Annotated in this window: 16 protein-coding genes; 11 read left to right on the forward strand and 5 right to left on the reverse strand. The window is 67.1% G+C overall.

Translation table 11 applies throughout. The annotated features are described in order from the left end of the window. Positions 1–13: 13 nt before the first annotated feature. Positions 14–1,510 carry an aminotransferase class III-fold pyridoxal phosphate-dependent enzyme gene (locus tag C1925_RS09010; protein ID WP_108768580.1) on the reverse strand — a complete coding sequence of 499 codons (1,497 nt, stop codon included), beginning with the start codon at positions 1,508–1,510 and terminating at the stop codon, positions 14–16. 210 nt (positions 1,511–1,720) lie between these two features. Here C1925_RS09010 and queA point away from each other — a divergent pair, with 210 nt between their 5' ends. From queA to fabV, 6 genes are all read left to right on the forward strand, one after another. Then, the gene (gene queA / locus C1925_RS09015) at positions 1,721–2,788 is read left to right on the forward strand and encodes a tRNA preQ1(34) S-adenosylmethionine ribosyltransferase-isomerase QueA (RefSeq protein WP_108768581.1); all 1,068 of its coding nucleotides are present in this window, start codon (positions 1,721–1,723) and stop codon (positions 2,786–2,788) included. Positions 2,789–2,987: 199 nt separating this feature from the next. After that, positions 2,988–4,118, forward strand: a complete 1,131-nt coding sequence (gene tgt / locus C1925_RS09020; RefSeq protein WP_079221572.1) for a tRNA guanosine(34) transglycosylase Tgt — start codon at positions 2,988–2,990, stop codon at positions 4,116–4,118. Between the two features lie 137 nt (positions 4,119–4,255). Beyond that, a complete protein-coding gene (yajC, locus tag C1925_RS09025; RefSeq protein WP_057498089.1) occupies positions 4,256–4,600 on the forward strand; it encodes a preprotein translocase subunit YajC in 345 nt (114 codons plus the stop codon). A gap of 61 nt (positions 4,601–4,661) precedes the next feature. Then, positions 4,662–6,518, forward strand: coding sequence for a protein translocase subunit SecD (gene secD, locus C1925_RS09030; protein ID WP_174213500.1), 1,857 nt, complete (start codon positions 4,662–4,664; stop codon positions 6,516–6,518). 15 nt (positions 6,519–6,533) lie between these two features. Further along, a complete protein-coding gene (gene secF / locus C1925_RS09035; protein ID WP_108768583.1) occupies positions 6,534–7,514 on the forward strand; it encodes a protein translocase subunit SecF in 981 nt (326 codons plus the stop codon). Positions 7,515–8,437: 923 nt separating this feature from the next. Next, positions 8,438–9,697: an enoyl-ACP reductase FabV gene (fabV, locus tag C1925_RS09040; protein ID WP_108768584.1), complete on the forward strand. Its 1,260-nt coding sequence runs from the start codon at positions 8,438–8,440 to the stop codon at positions 9,695–9,697. 126 nt (positions 9,698–9,823) lie between these two features. Here fabV and C1925_RS09045 read toward each other — a convergent pair whose 3' ends face one another. The 3 genes from C1925_RS09045 to C1925_RS09055 form a co-directional block, all read right to left on the reverse strand. Then, complete coding sequence (locus C1925_RS09045; RefSeq protein WP_108768585.1) at positions 9,824–11,893, reverse strand: EAL domain-containing protein; 2,070 nt, start codon at positions 11,891–11,893, stop codon at positions 9,824–9,826. 91 nt (positions 11,894–11,984) lie between these two features. Then, on the reverse strand, positions 11,985–13,169 hold the full coding sequence (locus C1925_RS09050) for an NAD(P)/FAD-dependent oxidoreductase (RefSeq protein WP_108768586.1): 1,185 nt from the start codon (positions 13,167–13,169) through the stop codon (positions 11,985–11,987). Then, the gene (locus C1925_RS09055) at positions 13,166–13,714 is read right to left on the reverse strand and encodes a YaeQ family protein (protein ID WP_108768587.1); all 549 of its coding nucleotides are present in this window, start codon (positions 13,712–13,714) and stop codon (positions 13,166–13,168) included. Before C1925_RS09055 ends, C1925_RS09050 begins: the two co-directional genes overlap by 4 nt. 150 nt (positions 13,715–13,864) lie before the next feature. On the opposite strand from C1925_RS09055, the gene C1925_RS09060 reads away from it, so the two are divergent. Beyond that, on the forward strand, positions 13,865–14,743 hold the full coding sequence (locus tag C1925_RS09060) for a pseudouridine synthase (protein ID WP_108768588.1): 879 nt from the start codon (positions 13,865–13,867) through the stop codon (positions 14,741–14,743). Positions 14,744–14,760: 17 nt separating this feature from the next. Here the strand turns inward: C1925_RS09060 and C1925_RS09065 are convergent, their stop codons facing one another. After that, positions 14,761–15,246 carry a YaiI/YqxD family protein gene (locus C1925_RS09065; protein WP_108768589.1) on the reverse strand — a complete coding sequence of 162 codons (486 nt, stop codon included), beginning with the start codon at positions 15,244–15,246 and terminating at the stop codon, positions 14,761–14,763. A 302-nt stretch (positions 15,247–15,548) separates the two neighbouring features. Here C1925_RS09065 and C1925_RS09070 point away from each other — a divergent pair, with 302 nt between their 5' ends. The 4 genes from C1925_RS09070 to C1925_RS09085 all read left to right on the forward strand — a co-directional run bounded on the left by C1925_RS09070 (position 15,549) and on the right by C1925_RS09085 (position 20,532). After that, entirely contained in the window at positions 15,549–15,758 is a 210-nt protein-coding gene (locus tag C1925_RS09070; RefSeq protein ID WP_004153307.1) for a cold-shock protein, read from the forward strand. Positions 15,759–15,878: 120 nt separating this feature from the next. After that, on the forward strand, positions 15,879–16,568 hold the full coding sequence (locus C1925_RS09075; protein WP_108768590.1) for a glutathione S-transferase: 690 nt from the start codon (positions 15,879–15,881) through the stop codon (positions 16,566–16,568). Positions 16,569–16,599: 31 nt separating this feature from the next. Next, positions 16,600–18,165: a YdiU family protein gene (locus C1925_RS09080; protein ID WP_108768591.1), complete on the forward strand. Its 1,566-nt coding sequence runs from the start codon at positions 16,600–16,602 to the stop codon at positions 18,163–18,165. Between the two features lie 855 nt (positions 18,166–19,020). Next, a complete protein-coding gene (locus tag C1925_RS09085; protein WP_108768592.1) occupies positions 19,021–20,532 on the forward strand; it encodes a NosD domain-containing protein in 1,512 nt (503 codons plus the stop codon). Positions 20,533–20,540: the final 8 nt, after the last annotated feature.

Here is a 20,540-nt window from a genome sequence, read left to right on the forward strand (position 1 = left end):
GCGTTGGCGCGGGTTACGCGGCGGCGGCCTGCTCACGGCGCGGGCCTTCACGCAGGGCGCGACCGACCAGGCCCACCAGCAGGTCCAGCTCGTCGCTGTCCATGCCGAAGTGCGGGGTGAAGCGCAGCGAGTTCTCGCCACCGTGGATCACGTTGATGCCGTGCTGGCGCAGCCATTCCTCGGTGGAGCCGGCGCCATAGCACTTGAACTGCGGGGCCAGCTCGCAGGAGAACAGCAGGCCGGTGCCCTGCACCTTGGTGATCAGCCCGCCCAGCTCGCTTTTCAGCTGTTCCAGCTTGCGCACGGCCTCGGCGCCGCGTTCGGCGATGTTGGCGCGCACCTGCGGGGTCAGCTGGGCCAGGGTGGCGCAGGCCACGTCCAGCGCACGCGGGTTGCTGGTCATGGTGTTGCCGTAGATGCCCTTGCGGTACAGCTGCGCGGCATGCTCGGTCACCGCCAGCACCGACAGCGGGTACTGCGCGGCATTGAGCGCCTTGGAATAGGTTTCCATGTCCGGCGGATCCAGGCCTTCGAAGCCCGGGTAGTCCACCACCGACAGCACGCCGTGGGCACGCAGGCCGGCCTGGATCGAATCGAGCAGCAGCAGGCTGCCGTGGGCGCGGGTCAGCTCGCGGGCCACCGCATAGAACGCCGGCGGCACCGAACGGCCCGGGTCACCTTCGCCCATCACCGGCTCCAGGAACACCGCTTCGATGAACCACTGGTTGCGCTCGGCATCCTCGAACACCTTGCGCAGGCCGGCCTCGTCGTACGGCGCGACGGTAATCACCGAATCCTCGCCACGGTAGCTGGCCAGGTGCTGCTGGTAGCTCTTGCGGCTGGAATCGGAATACAGCGCCGGACGATCGGTGCGGCCGTGGAAGCTGCCCTTGATGACCACGCGCTTGATGGCGGCGCCGGCATGGCGCGCGCCCGGGTCGGTCTGCAGCTTGGCGTTGACGTCGGCGATGCGCGCGGCCAGGCCGACCGCTTCCGAACCGGAATTCAGGCACATGAAACGGGCGAACGGGCAGCCGCCACGACGGTGGCCGATCTCGGCGCGCAGGGCGGTGATGAAGCGCTGCTGCGACAGGCTCGGGGTCATGATGTTGGCCATCACCTGCGGGCGAGACATCGCTTCGAGCACCGCATCAGGGGTGTGGCCGAAGCCGAGCATGCCGTAGCCGCCCGCGTCGTACAGCACCGCGCCCTTCAGGGTGACCACCCACGGGCCGCGTGCGGCCAGCGCCACGTACGGGGTCACCGCGTCATCGGCATAGAAATTGACGAAGCCGTCCTGCATCGCATCGATCTGCGCCTGCTCGTCCTGCGCCAGCAGCGGCCCCAGTTCCTGCTGCACGCGCGCGAACTCGGCGGCGGCGGCGTCCACGGCGGCAACCAGCTGCGGGTGGCGGGCGGACAGTGCGGTCAGGGTGGCGTCGTCCAGGCCGGTCGTGAGGCGGGTGCCGGGCTGGGCGCGGAGGGGGGCGAGGCGTTCGATGAAGCTCATTGCAGATCTCCTGAAACGTTGGGTCGCACGGGCCTTCAAAAGCAAAACGCGCGTCATCACGCGCGCTTGGGGCGGGCTCGTGCTGCGGACTTCCTTCCCGATGCTAGCACTTGTTTTTTTGCGCGATAACCCCGCAGAAACCTGCTGCATAGCAGCATATTGCCCGACGTTCGGCACGAAGCACGCCGGCTCGCAGGCGCTGGACGTACAATGCGCGCCATTGTCGACCTGTTGCCGATCACTGCCTTGAAGAAGTCCGATTTCCACTACGACCTGCCGGCCGAACTGATTGCCCAGGCGCCCCTGGCCGAACGCTCGGCCAGCCGTCTGATGCTGGTACCGCCGGCACCGGCCGCCTTCACCGATGTGCAGGTGCGCGACCTGCCGTCGCTGCTGCAGCCGGGCGACCTGATGGTGTTCAACGACACCCGGGTTATCCCGGCGCGCCTGTTCGGGCAGAAGGCCAGCGGTGGCCGCGTGGAGATCCTGATCGAGCGGCTGCTCGGCGCCCAGCAGGCCCGTGCCCAGGTCGGCGCCAGCAAGTCGCCCAAGGCCGGCAGCCGCATCGCCCTGGATGCCGGTGGCGAGGCCGAGGTGCTGGGCCGCGACGGCGAGTTCTACGTGCTGCAGTTCCACGTGCCCGAGTCGCTGGAGCAGTGGCTGCTGCATGCCGGCCGCCTGCCGCTGCCGCCGTACATCCAGCGCGAGCCGGGCCTGGACGACCGCGAGCGCTACCAGACCGTGTTCGCCCGTGAAGTGGGCGCGGTGGCCGCACCGACGGCCGGCCTGCATTTCGACGAGCCGCTGCTGGCGGCGCTGAAGGCGAAGGGCGTGGAGTTCGGCCACGTCACCCTGCACGTCGGTGCTGGCACCTTCCAGCCGGTACGCGCCGATGACCTGAAGGACCACGTGATGCACCGCGAGTGGCTGAACGTGGGTGCCGAGCTGGTCCAGCAGGTGCGCCGTACCCGTGAAGCGGGCGGCCGGGTGATCGGCGTGGGCACCACCGTGGTGCGCGCGCTGGAAAGCGCCATGCGCGACGGTGAACTGCTGCCGTTTGCCGGCGAGACCCAGATCTTCATCACCCCGGGCTACCGCATCCGCAGCGTCGACGCGATGGTGACCAACTTCCACCTGCCGGAAAGCACGCTGCTGATGATGATCTCCGCGTTCGCCGGCAAGGACCGCGTGTTCGAGGCCTACCAGCACGCGATCGAGCAGCGCTACCGCTTCTTCAGCTACGGCGACGCGATGCTGTTGTTCCCGCAGGCGGGTTGACCTCTGCCTGCCGGCGGGAGTGACATCCACGCATGGCGTGGATCTACTACCGTCCAGTAGATCCACGCCATGCGTGGATGAATCCGGTATCCCCGGCCATGCCCGGCGGACCTCGCCGCCGGGCATGGCCCGGCGCTACCGGAGCAGGGAAGGCGGTTTTGGGAGACAATAGGCGACTATTTGCCTGAACGACCGCTCCATGTCCCGATTGCAGTTCCAGCTCCAGACCCGCGACGGCCGTGCCCGCCGTGGCCGCCTGACCTTCCCGCGTGGCACGGTGGAAACGCCGGCCTTCATGCCGGTGGGAACCTATGGCTCGGTCAAGGGCATCCTGCCGGACCAGGTGCGCGCGCTGGGCGCCGAGATCATCCTCGGCAACACCTTCCACCTGTACCTGCGGCCGGGCCTGGACATCATCGCCGACCACGGCGGCCTGCATGGCTTCTGCCAGTGGGATGGCCCGATCCTGACCGACTCCGGCGGCTTCCAGGTGTTCTCGCTGGCCCATCGCCGCAAGATCACCGAGCAGGGCGTGACCTTCGCCTCGCCCACCGACGGTGCCCGCGTGTTCCTGGGCCCGGAAGAGAGCATGAAGATCCAGAAGGTGCTCGATTCGGACGTGGTGATGATCTTTGACGAGTGCACCCCGTACCCGGCCACCGAGGACGTCGCCCGCCGTTCGATGGAGCTGAGCCTGCGCTGGGCGCAGCGCAGCCGCAACGCGCATGACGAGCTGGGCAATGACGCGGCGCTGTTCGGCATCGTCCAGGGTGGCGTGCATACCGACCTGCGCAGCCGCTCGGCCGAGGCCCTGCAGGCCATCGGCTTCGACGGCTACGCCATCGGCGGCCTGGCCGTGGGCGAGCCGGAGCACGAGCGCAACGCCATGCTCGACCACCTGGACCCGGAGCTGCCGGGCGACCGCCCACGCTACCTGATGGGCGTGGGCCGGCCGGAGGACCTCGTCGAGGGCGTGGCCCGCGGCGTGGACATGTTCGATTGCGTGATGCCGACCCGCAATGCCCGCAACGGTCACTATTTCACCTCGTTCGGCACCGTACGCATCCGCAACTCGCAGTATGCGCGCGACATGGACCCGATCGAGCCGGGCTGCGGCTGCGTGGCCTGCAGCGGCGGCTACACCCGCTCGTACCTGCGCCACCTGGACCGCTGCAACGAGATGCTGGCGCCGATGCTGGGCACCCTGCACAACCTGTTCTACTACGAGAAGCTGATGGCCGACATCCGTGCGGCCATCGAGGCGGGAACCTTCCAGGCCTTCCGCGAGTCCTTCTACGCAGCACGCGGGGCGGTCGCGCCGCCCCTGTAACGCCCGCAGCACCCCTGCCGAACGGCCCAAGGACGAACGTCCGGGGCCGTGGCATACTTCAAGGCTGACCCAGATCCGCGGTCGACACCCTGTGCCCGTCAAACGGGCCTGAGCGCCGCCCAACCAAAGGACCAACGATGAACCTGCTTGCTTTCCTGATTCCCGCCGCCCACGCCCAGGCCGCCGGCGGCCAACCGCAGGGCATGGGCCTGACCACGCTGCTGTTCCCGATCATCCTGATCGCCATCATGTACTTCCTGATGATCCGCCCGCAGATGAAGCGGCAGAAGGAGCACAAGGCCATGCTGGAGAAGATCAAGCGCGGTGACGAAGTGCTGACCAACGGCGGCATCGCCGGCGTGGTCACCGACATCGGCGACAACTTCATCACCATCGAAGTGGCTGACAACGTGCGCATCCGCGTGCAGAAGGGCGCTGTCGGCAACGTGCTGCCGGCCGGTACCCTGAAGTCGGCCCAGTAAGCCACTCCCTTTCTGATGCACAACCGCGGCGCCGGGGATGGCGCCGCGCGGGACCCAAGCAATGCTCGAATTTCCACGCTGGAAGTACGTCGTCATCCTGATCGTACTGGCGCTCAGTGCCCTGTACGCGCTGCCCAACATCTACCAGAAGGACCCCGCCGTCCAGATCACCGCCAACCGTGGCGGCACGGTCGACGACGCGCTGCGCGACCGTGTGCTGGCCGACCTGAAGAAGGCCGGTGTCACCACGATCGGCGCCGAGAAGGAAGGGGAAAGCCTGATCGTCCGCCTGGCGGACCTGAAGTCCCAGTCCGCGGCCAGCGATGCGCTGCGTGACACCGTTGGCGAGAACTACACGGTGGCCCTGAACCTGGCCTCGACCGTGCCGGACTGGCTGGCCAAGCTGGGCGGCCGCCCGATGGTGCTGGGCCTGGACCTGCAGGGCGGCGTGCACTTCGTGCTGCAGGTCGACCAGAAGGCCGCGCTGGACAAGCGCCTGGACGCCTACACCGAAGACGTGCGCAGCACCCTGCGTGACGCGCGCATTCCGTACCAGTCGGTCGAACGCCGCGCTGACAACACCATCGTGGCCAACCTGAGCCCGTCGGCCGGTGACGATGCTGCTGCCAACGCCCGCACGGCGCTGGTCAAGTCGCAGCCCACTCTGGGTTACGACGTCAGCGGCAGCCGCATCACGGTGACCATCCCGGAAGCGGAAATCACCCAGATCGCCAACGGCGCCATCGAGCAGAACATCAACACCCTTCGCAACCGCGTGAACCAGCTGGGCGTGGCCGAGCCGATCATCCAGCGCCAGGGTGCCGACCGCGTGGTCGTGCAGCTGCCGGGCGTGCAGGACACCGCAGAAGCCAAGCGCATGATCGGTGCCACCGCCACCCTGGAATACCGTGCGGTGGTCGAGGGCAATGCGCAGGACGCGATCGCCTCCGGTCGCATCCCGCCGGAAGCCAAGGTCTACCAGCAGCGTGATGGCCGCGGCCCGATCCTGCTGAACAAGCGCGTGATCGTCACCGGCGACCAGATGGTCGGCGCACAGGCGGTGACCGACACCAACAGCGGTGCCCCGGCGGTCAGCGTGACGCTGAACAACGTCGGCGGCCAGCGCATGTTCGACTTCACCAGCGCCAACGTGAACAAGCCGATGGCCGTGGTGTACACCGAGCGCGTGCCGACCGTGACCGTCGTTGACGGCCAGGAAGTGCGTGGTTTCAAGGTCAACGAGGAAGTGATCTCGGTGGCCAACATCAACGGCGTGTTCGGCAAGAACTTCCAGACCACCGGTCTGCAGAAGAAGGAAGCCGAGGACCTGGCCAAGCTGCTGAAGTCCGGCTCGCTGGCCGCGCCGATGGACTTCGTCGAAGAGCGCGTGGTCGGCCCGAGCCTGGGTGCGGAGAACGTCAAGAACGGTATTACTGCGGTGGTCTACGCATTCCTGTTCACCCTGGTGTTCTTCACCGTCTACTACCGTATGTTCGGCCTGATCACCTCGCTGGCGATGCTGTTCAACCTGCTGATCGTGGTGGCGGTGATGTCACTGTTCGGCGCGACGATGACCCTGCCTGGCTTCGCCGGCCTGGCATTGTCGGTCGGTCTGTCAGTGGACGCCAACGTGCTGATCAACGAGCGTATCCGTGAAGAGCTGCGTGCCGGCGTGCCGGGCAAGACCGCGATCGTGACCGGTTACGAACGTGCTTCGGGCACCATTCTTGACGCCAACCTGACCGGCCTGATCGTCGGTGTGGCCCTGTTCGCCTTCGGCACGGGTCCGCTGAAGGGCTTCGCCCTGACCATGATCATCGGTATTTTCGCCTCGATGTTCACTGCGATCACCGTGTCGCGCGCCCTGGCGACGCTGATCTATGGCCGTCGCAAGAAGCTCCAGAACGTGGCCATCTGACGGGACGACTCGCACATGAAAATTTTTCCGCTGCACATCCTCCCGAACGACACCCAGATCGACTTCATGCGCTGGCGCCATGTCGCGATGGTCGTCACGATCATCGTGTTCCTGGCATCGATCGGCATCATCGGTTTCAAGGGCTTCAACTACGCCCTGGACTTTACCGGCGGCACCCTGATCGAAACCCGTTTTGAAAAGGCCGTGGACGTCGAGCAGGTACGCGACAAGCTCGAGGAGGGTGGCTTTGACGGCGCCCAGGTCCAAAGCGTCGGTGGCAACACCGACCTGCTGATCCGCCTGGCCCCGCACGGCGAACATGCACCGGGTACCGGTGCGGCCGCCGACGAGGACAAGGCCACCGCTGCGGCAGTGGTCAAGGCGCTGTCCACCGCTGACAACCAGGCCACCGTGCTGAGTACCGCCTTCGTCGGTCCGCAGATCGGCAAGGACCTGGCGATGAACGGTCTGTACGCCACCATCTTCATGCTGGCTGGCTTCCTGATCTACATTGCAGTGCGCTTCGAATGGAAGTTCGCGGTTACCGCCAGCATCGTGGCGATGTTCGACCTGATCGTGACGGTGGCGTACGTGTCCCTGCTGGGCCGTGAGTTCGACCTGACCGTGCTGGCCGGCCTGCTGTCGGTGATGGGCTTTGCGATCAACGACATCATCGTGGTGTTCGATCGCGTGCGAGAGAACTTCCGCAGCCTGCGTGCCGAGCCGATGGAGGTGCTGAACCGTTCGATCAACCAGACGCTGTCGCGTACGGTGATCACCGCGGTGATGTTCTTCCTGTCGGCGCTGGCTCTGTACCTGTACGGCGGCAGCTCGATGGAAGGCCTGGCCGAGACGCACATGATTGGTGCGGTGATCGTGGTGCTGTCCTCGATCCTGGTGGCGGTGCCGATGCTGACCATTGGTGCGCTGCGCGTGACCAAGCAGGATCTGCTGCCGAAGGCGAAGGACGTCGAGGCCCTGGCCCGTCGCCCGTAAGCCCCCGCTGCACGCAGTACACAGAGAACCCCGCGCAAGCGGGGTTTTTTGTGTTGCAGGGCTTGCAGCCCTGGTACGCGTCATCGCATGCGCGCTGTCGCTCCCACGCTTCGCTGTGCGAACCGTGGGCCCCACTTACCAGCTCCCAGACCCCCGCCGCTTCGCGGCCGCCCCCTGACTCAGGGGGCTTTGCCCCAGACCGGTTCCCCGCGGCTGTTGGGAACTGCTGGTAGTGGGTGCCGACCGTTGGTCGGCACATCTGTCAGCTATCGAATGAGTCATCCACGCATGGCGTGGCTCTACTGGGCGCGCGGCTGTTGGTGGGTGCCGACCGTTGGTCGGCACATCTGTCAGTTATCGATTGAATTCATCCACGCATGGCGTGGATCTACTGGGGCGCGCGGCTGGTGGTGGGTGCCGACCGTTGGTCGGCACATCTGTCAGCTATCGAATGAGTCATCCACGCATGGCGTGGCTCTACTGTGTCGACCTTGGTCGACACGATTTTTCTGTCAGACATCGATATCCGACCCCGTGCCGACCAACGGTCGGCACCCACCAGAGCAGAAAGCTGTTCCGGCAGATCGCGGAGAACTGTCGAAGGCGGGGTGGGGCCGGTTGAGGGGGGGTGAGCGGCATGGATGCCGCGACCAAGCCCCCATGGATGGGTTCACGGCGTCCCCCTCAACCGGACCCACCCCGCCAACTCTCAGGACCCCAGCTTTTGACGTTGACGTTGACGTTGCTGTGGCTTGAAGCAGGTGCAGGGCTGCAAGCCCTGCAAAAAGAAAACCCCACCCTACGCCAGCGTCGGTTGTGCAATCTTCCCCCGCGCACTACGATCCTGCGGTTCGCGCGCGCCTGCGCGCGCCCGTATTCCTGCTGAGCGCCCCGTGCGCCGCATCTGCCAACCCGAGGTATCCATGGTCATCAAACCGCGCGTCCGCGGCTTCATCTGCGTCACCACCCACCCGACCGGCTGCGAGGCCGCGGTCAAGCAGCAGATCGACTACATCCGCGCCCGCCCGCCGATCCAGAACGGACCCAAGCGCGTGCTGGTCATCGGTGCCTCGACCGGCTACGGCCTGGCCGCGCGCATCACTGCCGCCTTCGGCAGCGGCGCCGCGACCCTGGGCATCTTCTTCGAGCGCCCGGGCAGCGAAACCAAGCCGGGCACCGCGGGCTGGTACAACTCCGCCGCGTTCCACAAGTACGCCGACGAAGCCGGCCTGTACGCCAAGAGCATCAACGGCGATGCCTTCTCCGATGAAGTGAAGGCCAAGACCATCGAGATGATCAAGGCCGACCTCGGCCAGGTCGACCAGGTGGTCTACAGCCTGGCCGCGCCGCGCCGCAAGCACCCGAAGACCGGCGAGATCATCAGCTCGACGCTGAAGCCGATCGGCGAGCCGATCGTCCTGCGCGGCCTGGATACCGACAAGGAAGTGCTGACCGAGACCCATCTGCAGCCGGCCACGGCCGAGGAGATCGCCGGCACCGTCGCGGTGATGGGCGGCGAAGACTGGCAGATGTGGATCGATGCGCTGTCCGAGGCCGGCGTGCTGGCCAACGGCTGCACCACCACCGCCTTCACCTACGTGGGCGAAGAAATCACCCAGGCGATCTACTGGAACGGTTCGATCGGCGCAGCCAAGAAGGACCTCGACGACAAGGTGCTGGGCCTGCGCGCATCGCTGGCGAAGATCGGCGGCGACGCCCGCGTGTCGGTGCTGAAGGCGGTGGTCACCCAGGCCAGCTCGGCCATCCCGACCATGCCGCTGTACCTGTCGCTGCTGTTCAAGGTGATGAAGGCGCAGGGCACCCACGAAGGCTGCATCGAGCAGCTCGACGTGCTGTACGACATCCTCTACGGCGGCAAGGCTGACGGCGTGGCCGTCGACCGCCTGCGCCACGACCTGGTCGATGGCCAGGGCCGTACCGTCGCCCTGGTGGACGAGGAAGGCCGCCTGCGCGCCGACTACAAGGAAATGGCCCCGGAAGTGCAGGGCAAGGTGCTGGAGCTGTGGCCGCAGGTGACCAACGAGAACCTGTACGAGATCAGCGACCTGGCCGGCTACAAGGCCGATTTCCTGCGCCTGTTCGGGTTCGGCGTGGAAGGCGTCGATTACGAAGCCGACGTCAACCCGGACGTGAAGATCGCCAACCTGGTCGATCTGACCTGACGCGATAGGCGGTAGCGCCGGGCCATGCCCGGCGGATGCCGTGGATGCCGCTGCGCTCGCCGGGTATGACCCGGCGCTACCTCCGCGGTCGGTGGTAGTGCCAGCCGCTGGCCGGCATCAGCGGATTCAGCCGAAATCGAAGTTCATCGACGGCAGTGCCGGGCCGACGAAATCGCCCTGCACGTAGTCGACGCCCGCGCTGAACAGCAGGGTCATCGAGTTGGCATCGCTGACGAACTCGGCAATGGTGCGGATGCCGGCTTCCTGCGCACGCGCGGTGATCTGGCTGATGCGGTCGATGTTCTCGCGGGTCGCCGCCAGGTCACTGGTGAAGCCGCGATCCAGCTTGAGGAACTGCGGCTCGAAGTGGGCCAGCAGCTGGAACGAATCCAGCCCCGAACCAAACTGCTCCAGGCCGATCCGGCAACCCAGCGGGGCGACGTCGGCGAGGAACTGCTGCGCGGCACGCAGGTGGGTGAACACCTTCACCTCCGGCGCATGCAGCCACAGCCGCTCGCCCGGCACGCCCTGTGCCTGCAGCTGCTGGCGCAGCGTGGCGATCATCTTCGGGTCGTCGAACGACTCAGGGGTGACCTTGACCAGGATCTGGGTGTCATGGCCGACGCGCGCACGCGCGCCCAGCACGCTGATCGCCTGCGAGACGACCCAGCGGTTGATGTCGCCCAGCAGGCCGTGCTCCTCGGCGATGCCGAGGAAGGCGGTCGGGCTGAGCAGCTCGCCGTTGTGCTCCAGCCGCAGGTAGGCCTCGTACAGTTCCAGCGGCTCGCCCTGCAGGTTCAGCACCGGCTGGTAGTGCAGCTGGAAGCCGTCGCCGGCCAGCGCCTCGCGGATACGCGCGACCCAGCGCTGCACGCGCTCTTCCTCGATGCGGTCGACCGCGGCCGGGTCGAAGATACGCGTGGTATTGCCGAGGGCGGCAGCAGCCTGCGCACATTCGCTGGCACGCGCCAGCACCTGGCCGATGCTGGCGATCTTCTCGCCCACCTGCACGCCGCCAAGGCTGACGGTGACCGTGGCCGATCGCGCGCCGATGGTGAACACGTGTGCGGAAAAGGCTTCGCGGATGCGCTCGGCCATGGCCAGCGTCTGTGCGTAGGGGCCGGACTGCAGCACCGCGAAGCTGTGTTCGCCGAAGCGCGCCATCTGCGCGTCTTCGCCCACCACTTCAGCCAGCAGCGCGGCCATCGCGCCGATCAGGGTGTCGGCCGAGTCCAGGCCGATATCGGGGATCAGGCGCGCGTAGTGGTCCGGTTCGACCAGCAGCAGGCCGAACTGGCCCTCGCTGCGGCCGGCCTGGGCCACCGCATCTTCCACCTGCAGCATGAAGGTGGGGCGGTTGAGCAGGCCGGTGACCTGGTCGCGCTGGCGCAGGTCTTCGACCTCGCGGGCCAGTTCGGTGTCCAGTTCCAGGCGGCGGCGGAACACCACCTGCAGGCAGGATTCGCCTTCGTAGGTGGCGGCGGTGAATTCCATGGTGGCCGGGAACGCGCTGCCATCCTGGTGGCGCGCGTCCAGCTGGTACTGCGGCGGCGGCGCCTCGCCACGGCTGAGCGACTTCAGCAGCTGCTTGAAGCTGTCCACGTGCTGGGCGGCGACCATGTCCAGCAGCGAGATGCCTTCGATATCGTCGAAGTCCTCATAGCCGAACATGTCCAGATAGGCATCGTTGGCACGGATGTGCATGCCTTCGTGGACATAGGCGATGGGGTCGCGCGAAGAAGCGATCAGGGCATCGCAGCGGCGCTCGGTCTCGCGCATCTGCGCCTCGATGCGGCGCAGGCCACGGCGCGCCTGCAGGTCGACCCACTGGTCGCGCACCACCGCCAGCAGGTGGTCGTTGCGCTGGCGCAGGGCGAGGGCACGGACACCGTTGCTGCTGGCCTGGACCAGTTCGTCCTCGTCGATGCGATCGGCCAGCAGGACCAGCGGGATGTCCTTGCCGCTGGCGGCGATGTGCTGGGCCACCAGTGGCAGCGGGATGCCCTGCGACGGCGAGGCCAGCACCAGGTCGATGGCCTGGCTGGCCAGCACCTGCGACAGCTCGGCCGCATCCTGCGGCCGCCACGGGCGCACGGCGATGCCGCTGTTGCGCAGGGTGCTGACGATGGCTTCGGCGTTCTCGCCGCTGTCATCGACGATCAGCAGCCGGATGGTGATGTCGTTCGCGTTCTGCATGCACTGCTCCCCAATCTGCAAATCTAGATACACGATGCGCGCCAGTCCGTCCATGCGCGCGCCCCTTGCAGCGTTGGAACGGCGATGCGGTTCACACCACGCTGCCCGCGGCATGGCCGCTGGCCCAGGCCCACTGGAAGTTGTAGCCGCCCAGCCAACCGGTCACGTCGAGCACTTCGCCGACGAAATGCAGGCCGGGCACGCGCTTGGATTCCATCGTGGCCGACGACACCTCGGCGGTATCCACGCCGCCCAGGGTGACCTCGGCGGTGCGGTAGCCCTCGGTGCCGCTGGCCACCAGCGGGAAGGCGCCCAGCAGCTGCCCGGCCTGGCGCAGCACCGGCTCGTCCAGCTGCCGCACCGGGCGGTCCGGCAGCCAGTGTTCGCACAGGCGCTGGGCCAAGCGCTTGGGCAGCACCTCGGCCAGCACCGTGCGCAGTTCGGCCGCTGGGCGGTCGCGCTTCATCTGCCGCAGCCACTCGGTCGCGTCCTGGCCCGGCAGCAGGTCCAGCTCCAGTGCATCGCCGGGTTGCCAGAACGAGGAGATCTGCAGGATGGCCGGCCCGCTGACGCCGCGATGGGTCAGCAGCATGAAATTCTGGAAGCTTTTGCCGTTGCAGCGCGCCTCGACCGGCAGGGCGACGCCGCTGAGGTCGGCCAGCCGCTCCTGGTGGGTGCCACTGAGGGTCAGCGGCACCAGGCCGGCGCGGGTGGGCAGCACCTGGTGGCCGAACTGGCGGGCCAGCTCATAACCGAAGCCGGTGGCACCCATGCTCGGGATGGACAGGCCGCCGGTGGCCACCACCAGCGACGCGCAGTGGAACAGGCCCTGGCTGGTGTGCACGCGGAAGCCATCGCTGCCGTGCTCGATTCGCTGCACGCCGCAGTCGGTACGGATCTGCACGCCCGCAGCCTGGCACTCGTCCACCAGCATCTTCACGATCTGCTTGGACGAGATGTCGCAGAACAGCTGCCCCAGCTCCTTCTCGTGATGGGCGATGCCGTGCTTGTCCACCATCTCGATGAAGTGCCACGGCGTGTAGCGCGCCAGGGCCGACTTGCAGAAATGCGGGTTGGCGGAGACGAAGTTGGCCGGGGTGGTGCCGGTGTTGGTGAAGTTGCAGCGGCCACCACCGGACATCAGGATCTTCTTGCCGACCTTGTTGGCATGGTCGATCACCTGCACGTGGCGGCCGCGCTGGCCGGCGGTGATCGCGGTCATCAGGCCAGCCGCGCCGGCGCCGATGACCAGCACGTCGCAGCGGATCGTGTTCATGCCTTGGCGCGCTTGCGCCAGTTCGGAATGATGTCGAGCTGCATCTGGTCGTTGATGATCTGCACTTCGCCATCCTGGATCAGCACGCTGAACCGCATGGCGCGCTGGATCTGCTGGCCCCACTGTTCGACGAAGGCGCCGTCGAGGTCGACCACCGACAGGTTGTCGAAGCGGGCCAGGGCCTTGCCCTGCTTGTTCCACCAGATATCGGAGGCATTGCCGCCGTAGTTCACCACCTGCACCTGCCGGCTGCGGTTGCAGGCCTTGCGGATGCGCGACTCATCGGGATGGCCGAGGTCGATCCACTGCAGGATGTCGCCGGTGTAATCGTGGTTCCACAGGTCCGGCTCGTCGTCGGTGCTCAGGCCACGGCCGAACTCCAGGCGATCATCGGCGTTGAGGGCGAAGGCGAGCAGACGCACCATCAGGCGCTCGTCGGTTTCCGACGGGTGCTGGGCCAGGGTCAGGTTGTGGGTCGCGTAGTAGCCGCGATCCATGTCGCTGATCTGCAGCTCGGCCTTGCGGATGGTGGCGGTGAGGGCCATGGGAAATCCGTGCACTAAAGACGACCATGATAGAGGTTTGTCCGAGGGGTGTCCGTGGTCGGGGTGTCTGCCGGGCGTCAACGGTGGCACGCTTGCTGTCTTCCCGCTGATGGATTACTCGTTGATGGATTGCTCGTTTATGGATTGGACATGACGACGCTGCCCAGCCGCCTGCAGCTGCCGCCAGGGGACTGGCCGAACCTGCTCGACGGGCTGTGCGCGCGTTTCCCGCGCATCGACCGCGCGCAGTGGCAGGACCGTTTCGCCCGCGGCCGAGTGCAGGACGCGCAGGGCAGGGCGCTCGCGGCGGACCAGCCCTGGCAGGTCGGGCTGGAGATCCTCTACTTCCGTGAGGTCAGTGACGAGCCGTCCATTCCATTCAGCGAGCGCATCCTCTATCAGGATGAGCACCTGCTGGTGGCCGACAAACCGCATTACCTGCCGGTGACCCCTGCGGGCGGCTACGTGCGCGAGACGCTGTTGGCGCGCCTGGTGGCGCAGACCGGCAACGCCGAACTGGTGCCGCTGCACCGGCTGGACCGGCTCACCGCCGGGCTGGTGCTGTTCTCGCAGCGGCCGGATTCGCGTGACGCCTACCAGCGCCTGTTCCGCGAGCGGCGCATCGACAAAACCTACGAGGCGCTGGCGCTGGCCTTGCCGGACCTGCAGTTCCCGTTGCAGCGACGGAGCCGGATCGTGGCCGGCGAACCGTTCTTCCGCATGACCGAAGTGCCGGGCGAGGCGAACGCGCGCACCGAGGTGGAGGTGATGGCTGCCGACGGGGCGATCTGGCATTACCGGCTGCGGCCGGAAACCGGGAGGAAGCACCAGCTGCGCGTGCACATGGCGGCGCTGGGCGCGCCGATCCTCGGGGACGATCTCTATCCGAAGCTGGTTCCGGCCGTGGACGGGCTGCAGGCGCCGCCGTTGCAGCTGCTGGCGCGGGCCCTGGCGTTCCAGGACCCGCTGAGCGGGGAGCGGCGGGCGTTCAGCAGCGAGCGCGCGTTGCAGCTGCCGGAAAGGCGCTGATCAGCGCGGTTGCAGCCTCACGGCTTCACACGGGCCAGCCAGCGGTCCAGCTCGGCGGCGAACAGCTGGCGGTCGCGCTGGCCCAACGGCGGCGGGCCGCCGGTCTGGATGCCTGCGCCGCGCAGTTCTTCCATGAAATTGCGCATCGACAGCCGCTCGGCCATGTTGTTGGCGGTGTACAGCTGCCCGCGCGGGTTCAGGGCGACGGCCTTCTTTTCCAGCACCAGCGCGGCCAGCGGTATGTCCTGGGTGACCACCAGGTCGCCGGCGGCCACCCGTTCGACGATGGCACTGTCGGCCACGTCCAGGCCCTGCGGCACCTGGATGGAGCGCAGCCAGCGCGAGGGTGGCGTGCGGATCCACTGGTTGGCGACCATGGTCAGTTCCAGGCCGACCCGCTCGGCGGCGCGGAACAGGATGTCGCGGATGACACCGGGGCAGGCGTCTGCGTCGACCCAGATCCTTGGTTGGCCCTGTTCAGCTTGGGTTTCAGCTTCAGTCATCTACCCAGTGTAGGGTAGGAAAATCCTGAATGGGGACTCGGGTTTAGGCTCGATCCGGCGCCAAGCCTTGCCACGCCTGGCGGGGCAGGCGGAGCGAATGAATATCAGGGCTATCGCTTTTTCCCCAAAACACGCGTATCGTTCGACCCACTGTGTTTGCTAGGGTCACCGTGAATCGTGGCCTGGTGCAGTTGATCTCACGATCCGCTCATCGATCCGCTTTACCAACGCCTGCAACTCAGTCTCGGCCCCGATTCCCGGTGGCTGCGATTTTTTCAACATGTGTTTCAGGAGTTAGTCAAATGTCTGATCGTCAGACCGGCACCGTCAAGTGGTTCAACGACGCCAAGGGCTTCGGCTTCATCACCCCGGAAAGCGGCCCGGACCTGTTCGTGCACTTCCGTGCCATCCAGGGCACCGGCTTCAAGACCCTGCAGGAAGGCCAGAAGGTTACCTTCATCGCCGTCCAGGGCCAGAAGGGTATGCAGGCTGACCAGGTGCAGGCGGTCTAATCCGTCTGCTACCGTTTGGTAGCCAGAAACGCCGGAAGCGAAAGCTTCCGGCGTTTTTTTGTGCGCGCGATGCATGCACCCCCGCACGGTACGATGCGCGCTTCCCATTGGAGCCCACCCATGCGCATCGTCCACCACCTGGAAAATTCCCGTTCGCTGCGCGTGCTGTGGATGCTGGAAGAGCTGGGACTGGACTACGAACTGCGCCGCTACCCGCGTGACCCGAAGACGCTGCTGGCACCTCCCGCGCTGCGCCAGGTGCATCCGCTGGGCAAATCGCCGGTGCTGCAGGAGGGCGATCTGGTGCTGGCCGAGTCCGGGGCCATCCTCGATTACCTGGCCGACCGCTACGACACCGGGCGCCAGCTTTCGCCCGCGCCGATGCCGGCCGAGGCTGCCGAGCGCATCGACTACCGCTACTGGCTGCATTACGCCGAAGGCTCGGCGATGCCGCCGTTGCTGCTGACCCTGGTCATCGGTCGCATCCGCACTGCGCCGATGCCGTTCTTTGCCCGCCCGATCGCCCGCAGCATCGCCGACAAGGCCGAGCGCAGTTTCATCGGCCCGCAGCGGCGCCTGCACCTGGAGTGGATGGAGCGGCGCCTGGCTGAAAGCCCGTGGTTCGCGGGCGACCGTTTCACCGCGGCTGACATCCAGATGAGCTTCCCGATCCAGGCCGCCGCAGCCCGTGGTGGCGGACTGGACGACAAGCCGGCGCTACGTGGTTTCCTCGCGCGCATCGGCGAGCGTCCGGCCTACCAGCGCGCCGAGGCCAAGGGCGGCGCCCTGCAGGCCCTGCGCGGCGATTGAGGCGCGGCTCTGCCGCCCCCATTCTGTGGGGATGGATACCAACGCCCCCCGTTTCGACAACCGCCTGCTGACCGCCCTCCCGGGCGACCCCGAGAGCGGCCCGCGCCGCCGCGAAGTGCGCGGTGCCGCATGGTCATCGGTGATGCCGACGCCGGTCGCCGCGCCGACCCTGCTGGCCTGGTCGCCGGAGGTTGCCGCGCTGCTCGGCTTCGAGGCGGCCGACGTGCAGGACGATGACTTCGCCCAGGTGTTTGGCGGCAACGCGTTGTACGCCGGCATGCAGCCGTGGGCGGCCAACTACGGCGGCCATCAGTTCGGCCACTGGGCGGGCCAGCTGGGCGATGGCCGCGCGATTTCGCTGGGTGAGCTGGTGGCGGCTGATGGCCGGCACTGGGAGCTGCAGCTGAAGGGCGCCGGGCCGACCCCGTATTCGCGCGGCGCGGATGGTCGCGCTGTACTGCGCTCGTCCATCCGTGAGTTCCTGTGCAGCGAAGCGATGCATCACCTGGGCGTGCCGACCACGCGCGCCCTGTCCCTGGTCGGTACCGGCGAAGACGTGGTGCGCGACATGTTCTACGACGGCCACCCGCGCGCCGAACCGGGCGCCATCGTCTGCCGCGTGGCGCCGTCATTCATCCGTTTCGGCACGTTCGAACTGCCGGCCTCGCGTGGCGAGACCGCGCTGCTGAAGCAGCTGGCCGATGCCTGCATCGCGCGCGATTTCCCCAAACTGCAGGGCGAGGGCGAGGCGCTGTACGGCGACTGGTTCGCGCAGATCGCGGCGCGCACCGCCGAGCTGATGGCGCACTGGATGCGCGTCGGTTTCGTGCACGGGGTGATGAACACCGACAACCTGTCCGTGCTGGGCCTGACCATCGACTACGGCCCGTATGGATGGGTGGAGGATTACGACCCGGACTGGACGCCCAACACCACCGACGCCCAGGGCCGCCGCTACCGTTTCGGCACCCAGCCGCAGGTCGCATACTGGAACCTCAACCGGCTGGCGCAGGCGCTGTCGCCGCTGTTCGCCGACGTGCAGCCGCTGCAGGCGGGGCTGGCCGCGTTCCAGTCCACTTTCGTCGCCTGCACGCGCCGCGATGCCGCCGCCAAGCTGGGCCTGGCTGCCGCCGATGACGAAGACCTGCAGCTGTACCTGCGTTGGCAGCAGCTGCTGCAGGAAGGCGGCATGGACATGACCCTGGCGTGGCGCGCACTGATGCGCGTGGACCCGGCGGTGCCGGATGTCGGGGTGCTGGACGCGGTGTACTACGACGACGCGCGCCGGCAGGCGGTGCAGGCGCCGCTGCAGCAGTGGCTGCAGGAGTACGCGGCGCGGTTACGTGCCGATCCGCTGACGGCGGAGGCACGGCTGGCGAAGATGGCGGCGGCCAATCCGCTGTACGTGCTGCGCAACTGGCTGGCGCAGGAAGCGATCGACCGGGCGGAGCAGGGCGATCTGGGCGGCGTGCATGCGCTGCAGGAGGTGCTGCGTGATCCGTACACGGAGCGGCCGGGGCTGGAGCACTATGTCGGCAAGCGGCCGGCGTGGGCGGATCACCGTGCCGGGTGCTCGATGCTTTCCTGCAGTTCGTAGGGGTTTCTCTGCAGGGCTTGCAGCCCTGCACCCGCTACAGGCAAAGGCAACAGCAACAGCGTGCTATCCGTGGGATGGCGGGGTGGGTCCGGATGAGGGGGACGCCGTAAACCCGTCCATGGGGGCTTGTTCGCGGCATCCATGCCGCTCACACCCCCTCAACCGGACCCACCCCGCCTTCGACAGTTTCCCGCGGCTGTTGGTTGCTGCTGTTGGTGGGTGCCGACCGTTGGTCGGCACGGGGTTGGATATCGATGTCTTGTCGAAAAATCGTGTCGACCAAGGTCGACACCTACCAACAGCCGCGCGCCCCAGTAGATCCACGCCATGCGTGGATGAATTCATTCGATATCTGACAGATGTGCCGACCAACGGTCGGCATCCACCAACAGCAGGTTCCAACAGCCGCGTGAACCTGTCAGAGGTGGGGCACTGTGGGTTCGCGGGGTGTGAGCCGCATGGATGCGGCGACCAAGCCCCCATGGATGGGTTCACGGCGTCCCCGCGAACCCACAGTGCCCCGCCATCCCACGGAATGCCGCTCTTGCCTTGGCCGTTGCCGTTGCCGTTGCCGTTGCCGTTGCTGTTGCCGTTGCATTGAGCAGGTGCAGGGCGGCAGCCCTGCCGACAACACCCCCTACAACGATGGTATTACCCATTCAGTGCGGTATTCGCACACGTAGTCGATTACCGCACTTGAATGGTGCAGTGCGATAAACCTAATTTCACTCCCACAGTTTCATAGCAGTCCAAGCGATCCACCCCTGGCGGGGCGAGGGCAGCAGCCTGTCCGGTGCTGAAGCCAGGTGCAGGGGAAGACCGCCGGATTTCCCTTCACCTGTGCGGAGTGCTCGCATGCGCCGTCGTCTGTCCGTTGTTTCCCTGTCCCTGCTTGCCGTGCTGCCGTCGCTGGCGCTGGCCTACCAGGCCGAACCGCCGCGCGAAGCCCTGCAGGTCCTGCGCGTGGACCGCTATGCCGACGATGCCAACGCCGGCTCGCTGCGCTGGGCCATCACCACCGCCAACGCCGCACCGGGCCGCTACCGCATCGAGATCGACGCCGTCGGCGCCGCGCCCTACGTCATCAAGCCGGCCGCGCCGCTGCCGGAGATCAAGGGCCCGGTGCAGATCATCGGCACGTCGTGGGCGCGCGATGGCCAGTACGTCGCCATCGACGGCTCGGCCTACGTCACCGGCACCGGCACCGATGCCTGCCCGGGCGCCGAACCCGGCCAGTCCGGTACCAACGTGCGCACCACCACGCTGCCGGGCCTGGTCCTGCGCGATACCCAGGGCGTGGAGCTGGCCGGCCTGGAGATCCGCAACTTCTGCATCGGCGTGCTGGTCAACCGTTCCAGCCACAACGAGATCCATGACAACCGCATCGTCGCCAACAAGGGAGGCGCCGGCATCATGCTCACCGGCGACGACGGCAAGGGCCAGTCCACCGCCACCACCACCGTGCACAACCGCATCGTGCGCAATGAGTTCCTCGACAACGGCGACGGCCTGGAGCTGACCCGTGGCGCGGCCTGGAACCTGGTGGCCGACAACCTGTTCCAGTCCACCCGCGCCAACCCGGAGCCCTCGCAGGGCATCGAGATCCTGTGGGGCAATGACAACAGCGTGGTCCACAACCGCTTCGTCGATTACTCAGATGGCCTGCAGATCAACTGGGGCAACCGCAACTACATCGCCGCCAACACCTTCACCGGCAACTCGCTGGGCCTGAGCATCACCGGCAGCGGCAACGTGGTCGATGGCAACACCATCACCGGCAATGGCATCGGCATCGGCGTGCGCCCGCAGCCGGTCAGTGCGCCGAACCGCTTCACCGCCAACCGCATCTACGGCAACGGCCTGCCGATCGAGCGCTGCGAAGCCGGCGGCGCCTGCGTGAAGGGCCAGCCGCGCGGTGCCATCGTGTTCGGTGTGCCGGGCCTGGAGCACGCCAGCTTCGTCGGCTCGCGCGGCCGTGGCGTCGACAACGATCCGTCCAAGCGTGCGCGCATCTGCACCGCCACCGGCCAGGCCGACTGCCAGCCGCTGCCCAACCTGGGCCAGGCCGCGCCGCAGCTGACCGCCGTGCAGGCCAAGGGCACGCAGCGCCAGCTCAACGGCCGCTTCCAGGGGGTGCCGGATTCCCGCTACCAGGTGGAAGTGTTCGGCAACCGCGCCGCCAACGGCAGCGAAGCCGAGCTGGTGCTGGGCAGCGTCGAAGCTCGCACCGATGCGCAGGGGCAGGGCAGCTTCACCTTCCCGCTTGGCGCCGGGGCAGATGCTGCCGCTGCCGGCAGCCTGACCGCCACCGTTACCTCGGCGCAGGGCGCCACCTCCCCCCTGAGCGCGCCGCTGTCGCTGCGCTGATCACCTCC

The sequence above is a fragment of the Stenotrophomonas sp. SAU14A_NAIMI4_5 genome (genome assembly GCF_003086795.1).
GTDB lineage: Bacteria > Pseudomonadota > Gammaproteobacteria > Xanthomonadales > Xanthomonadaceae > Stenotrophomonas.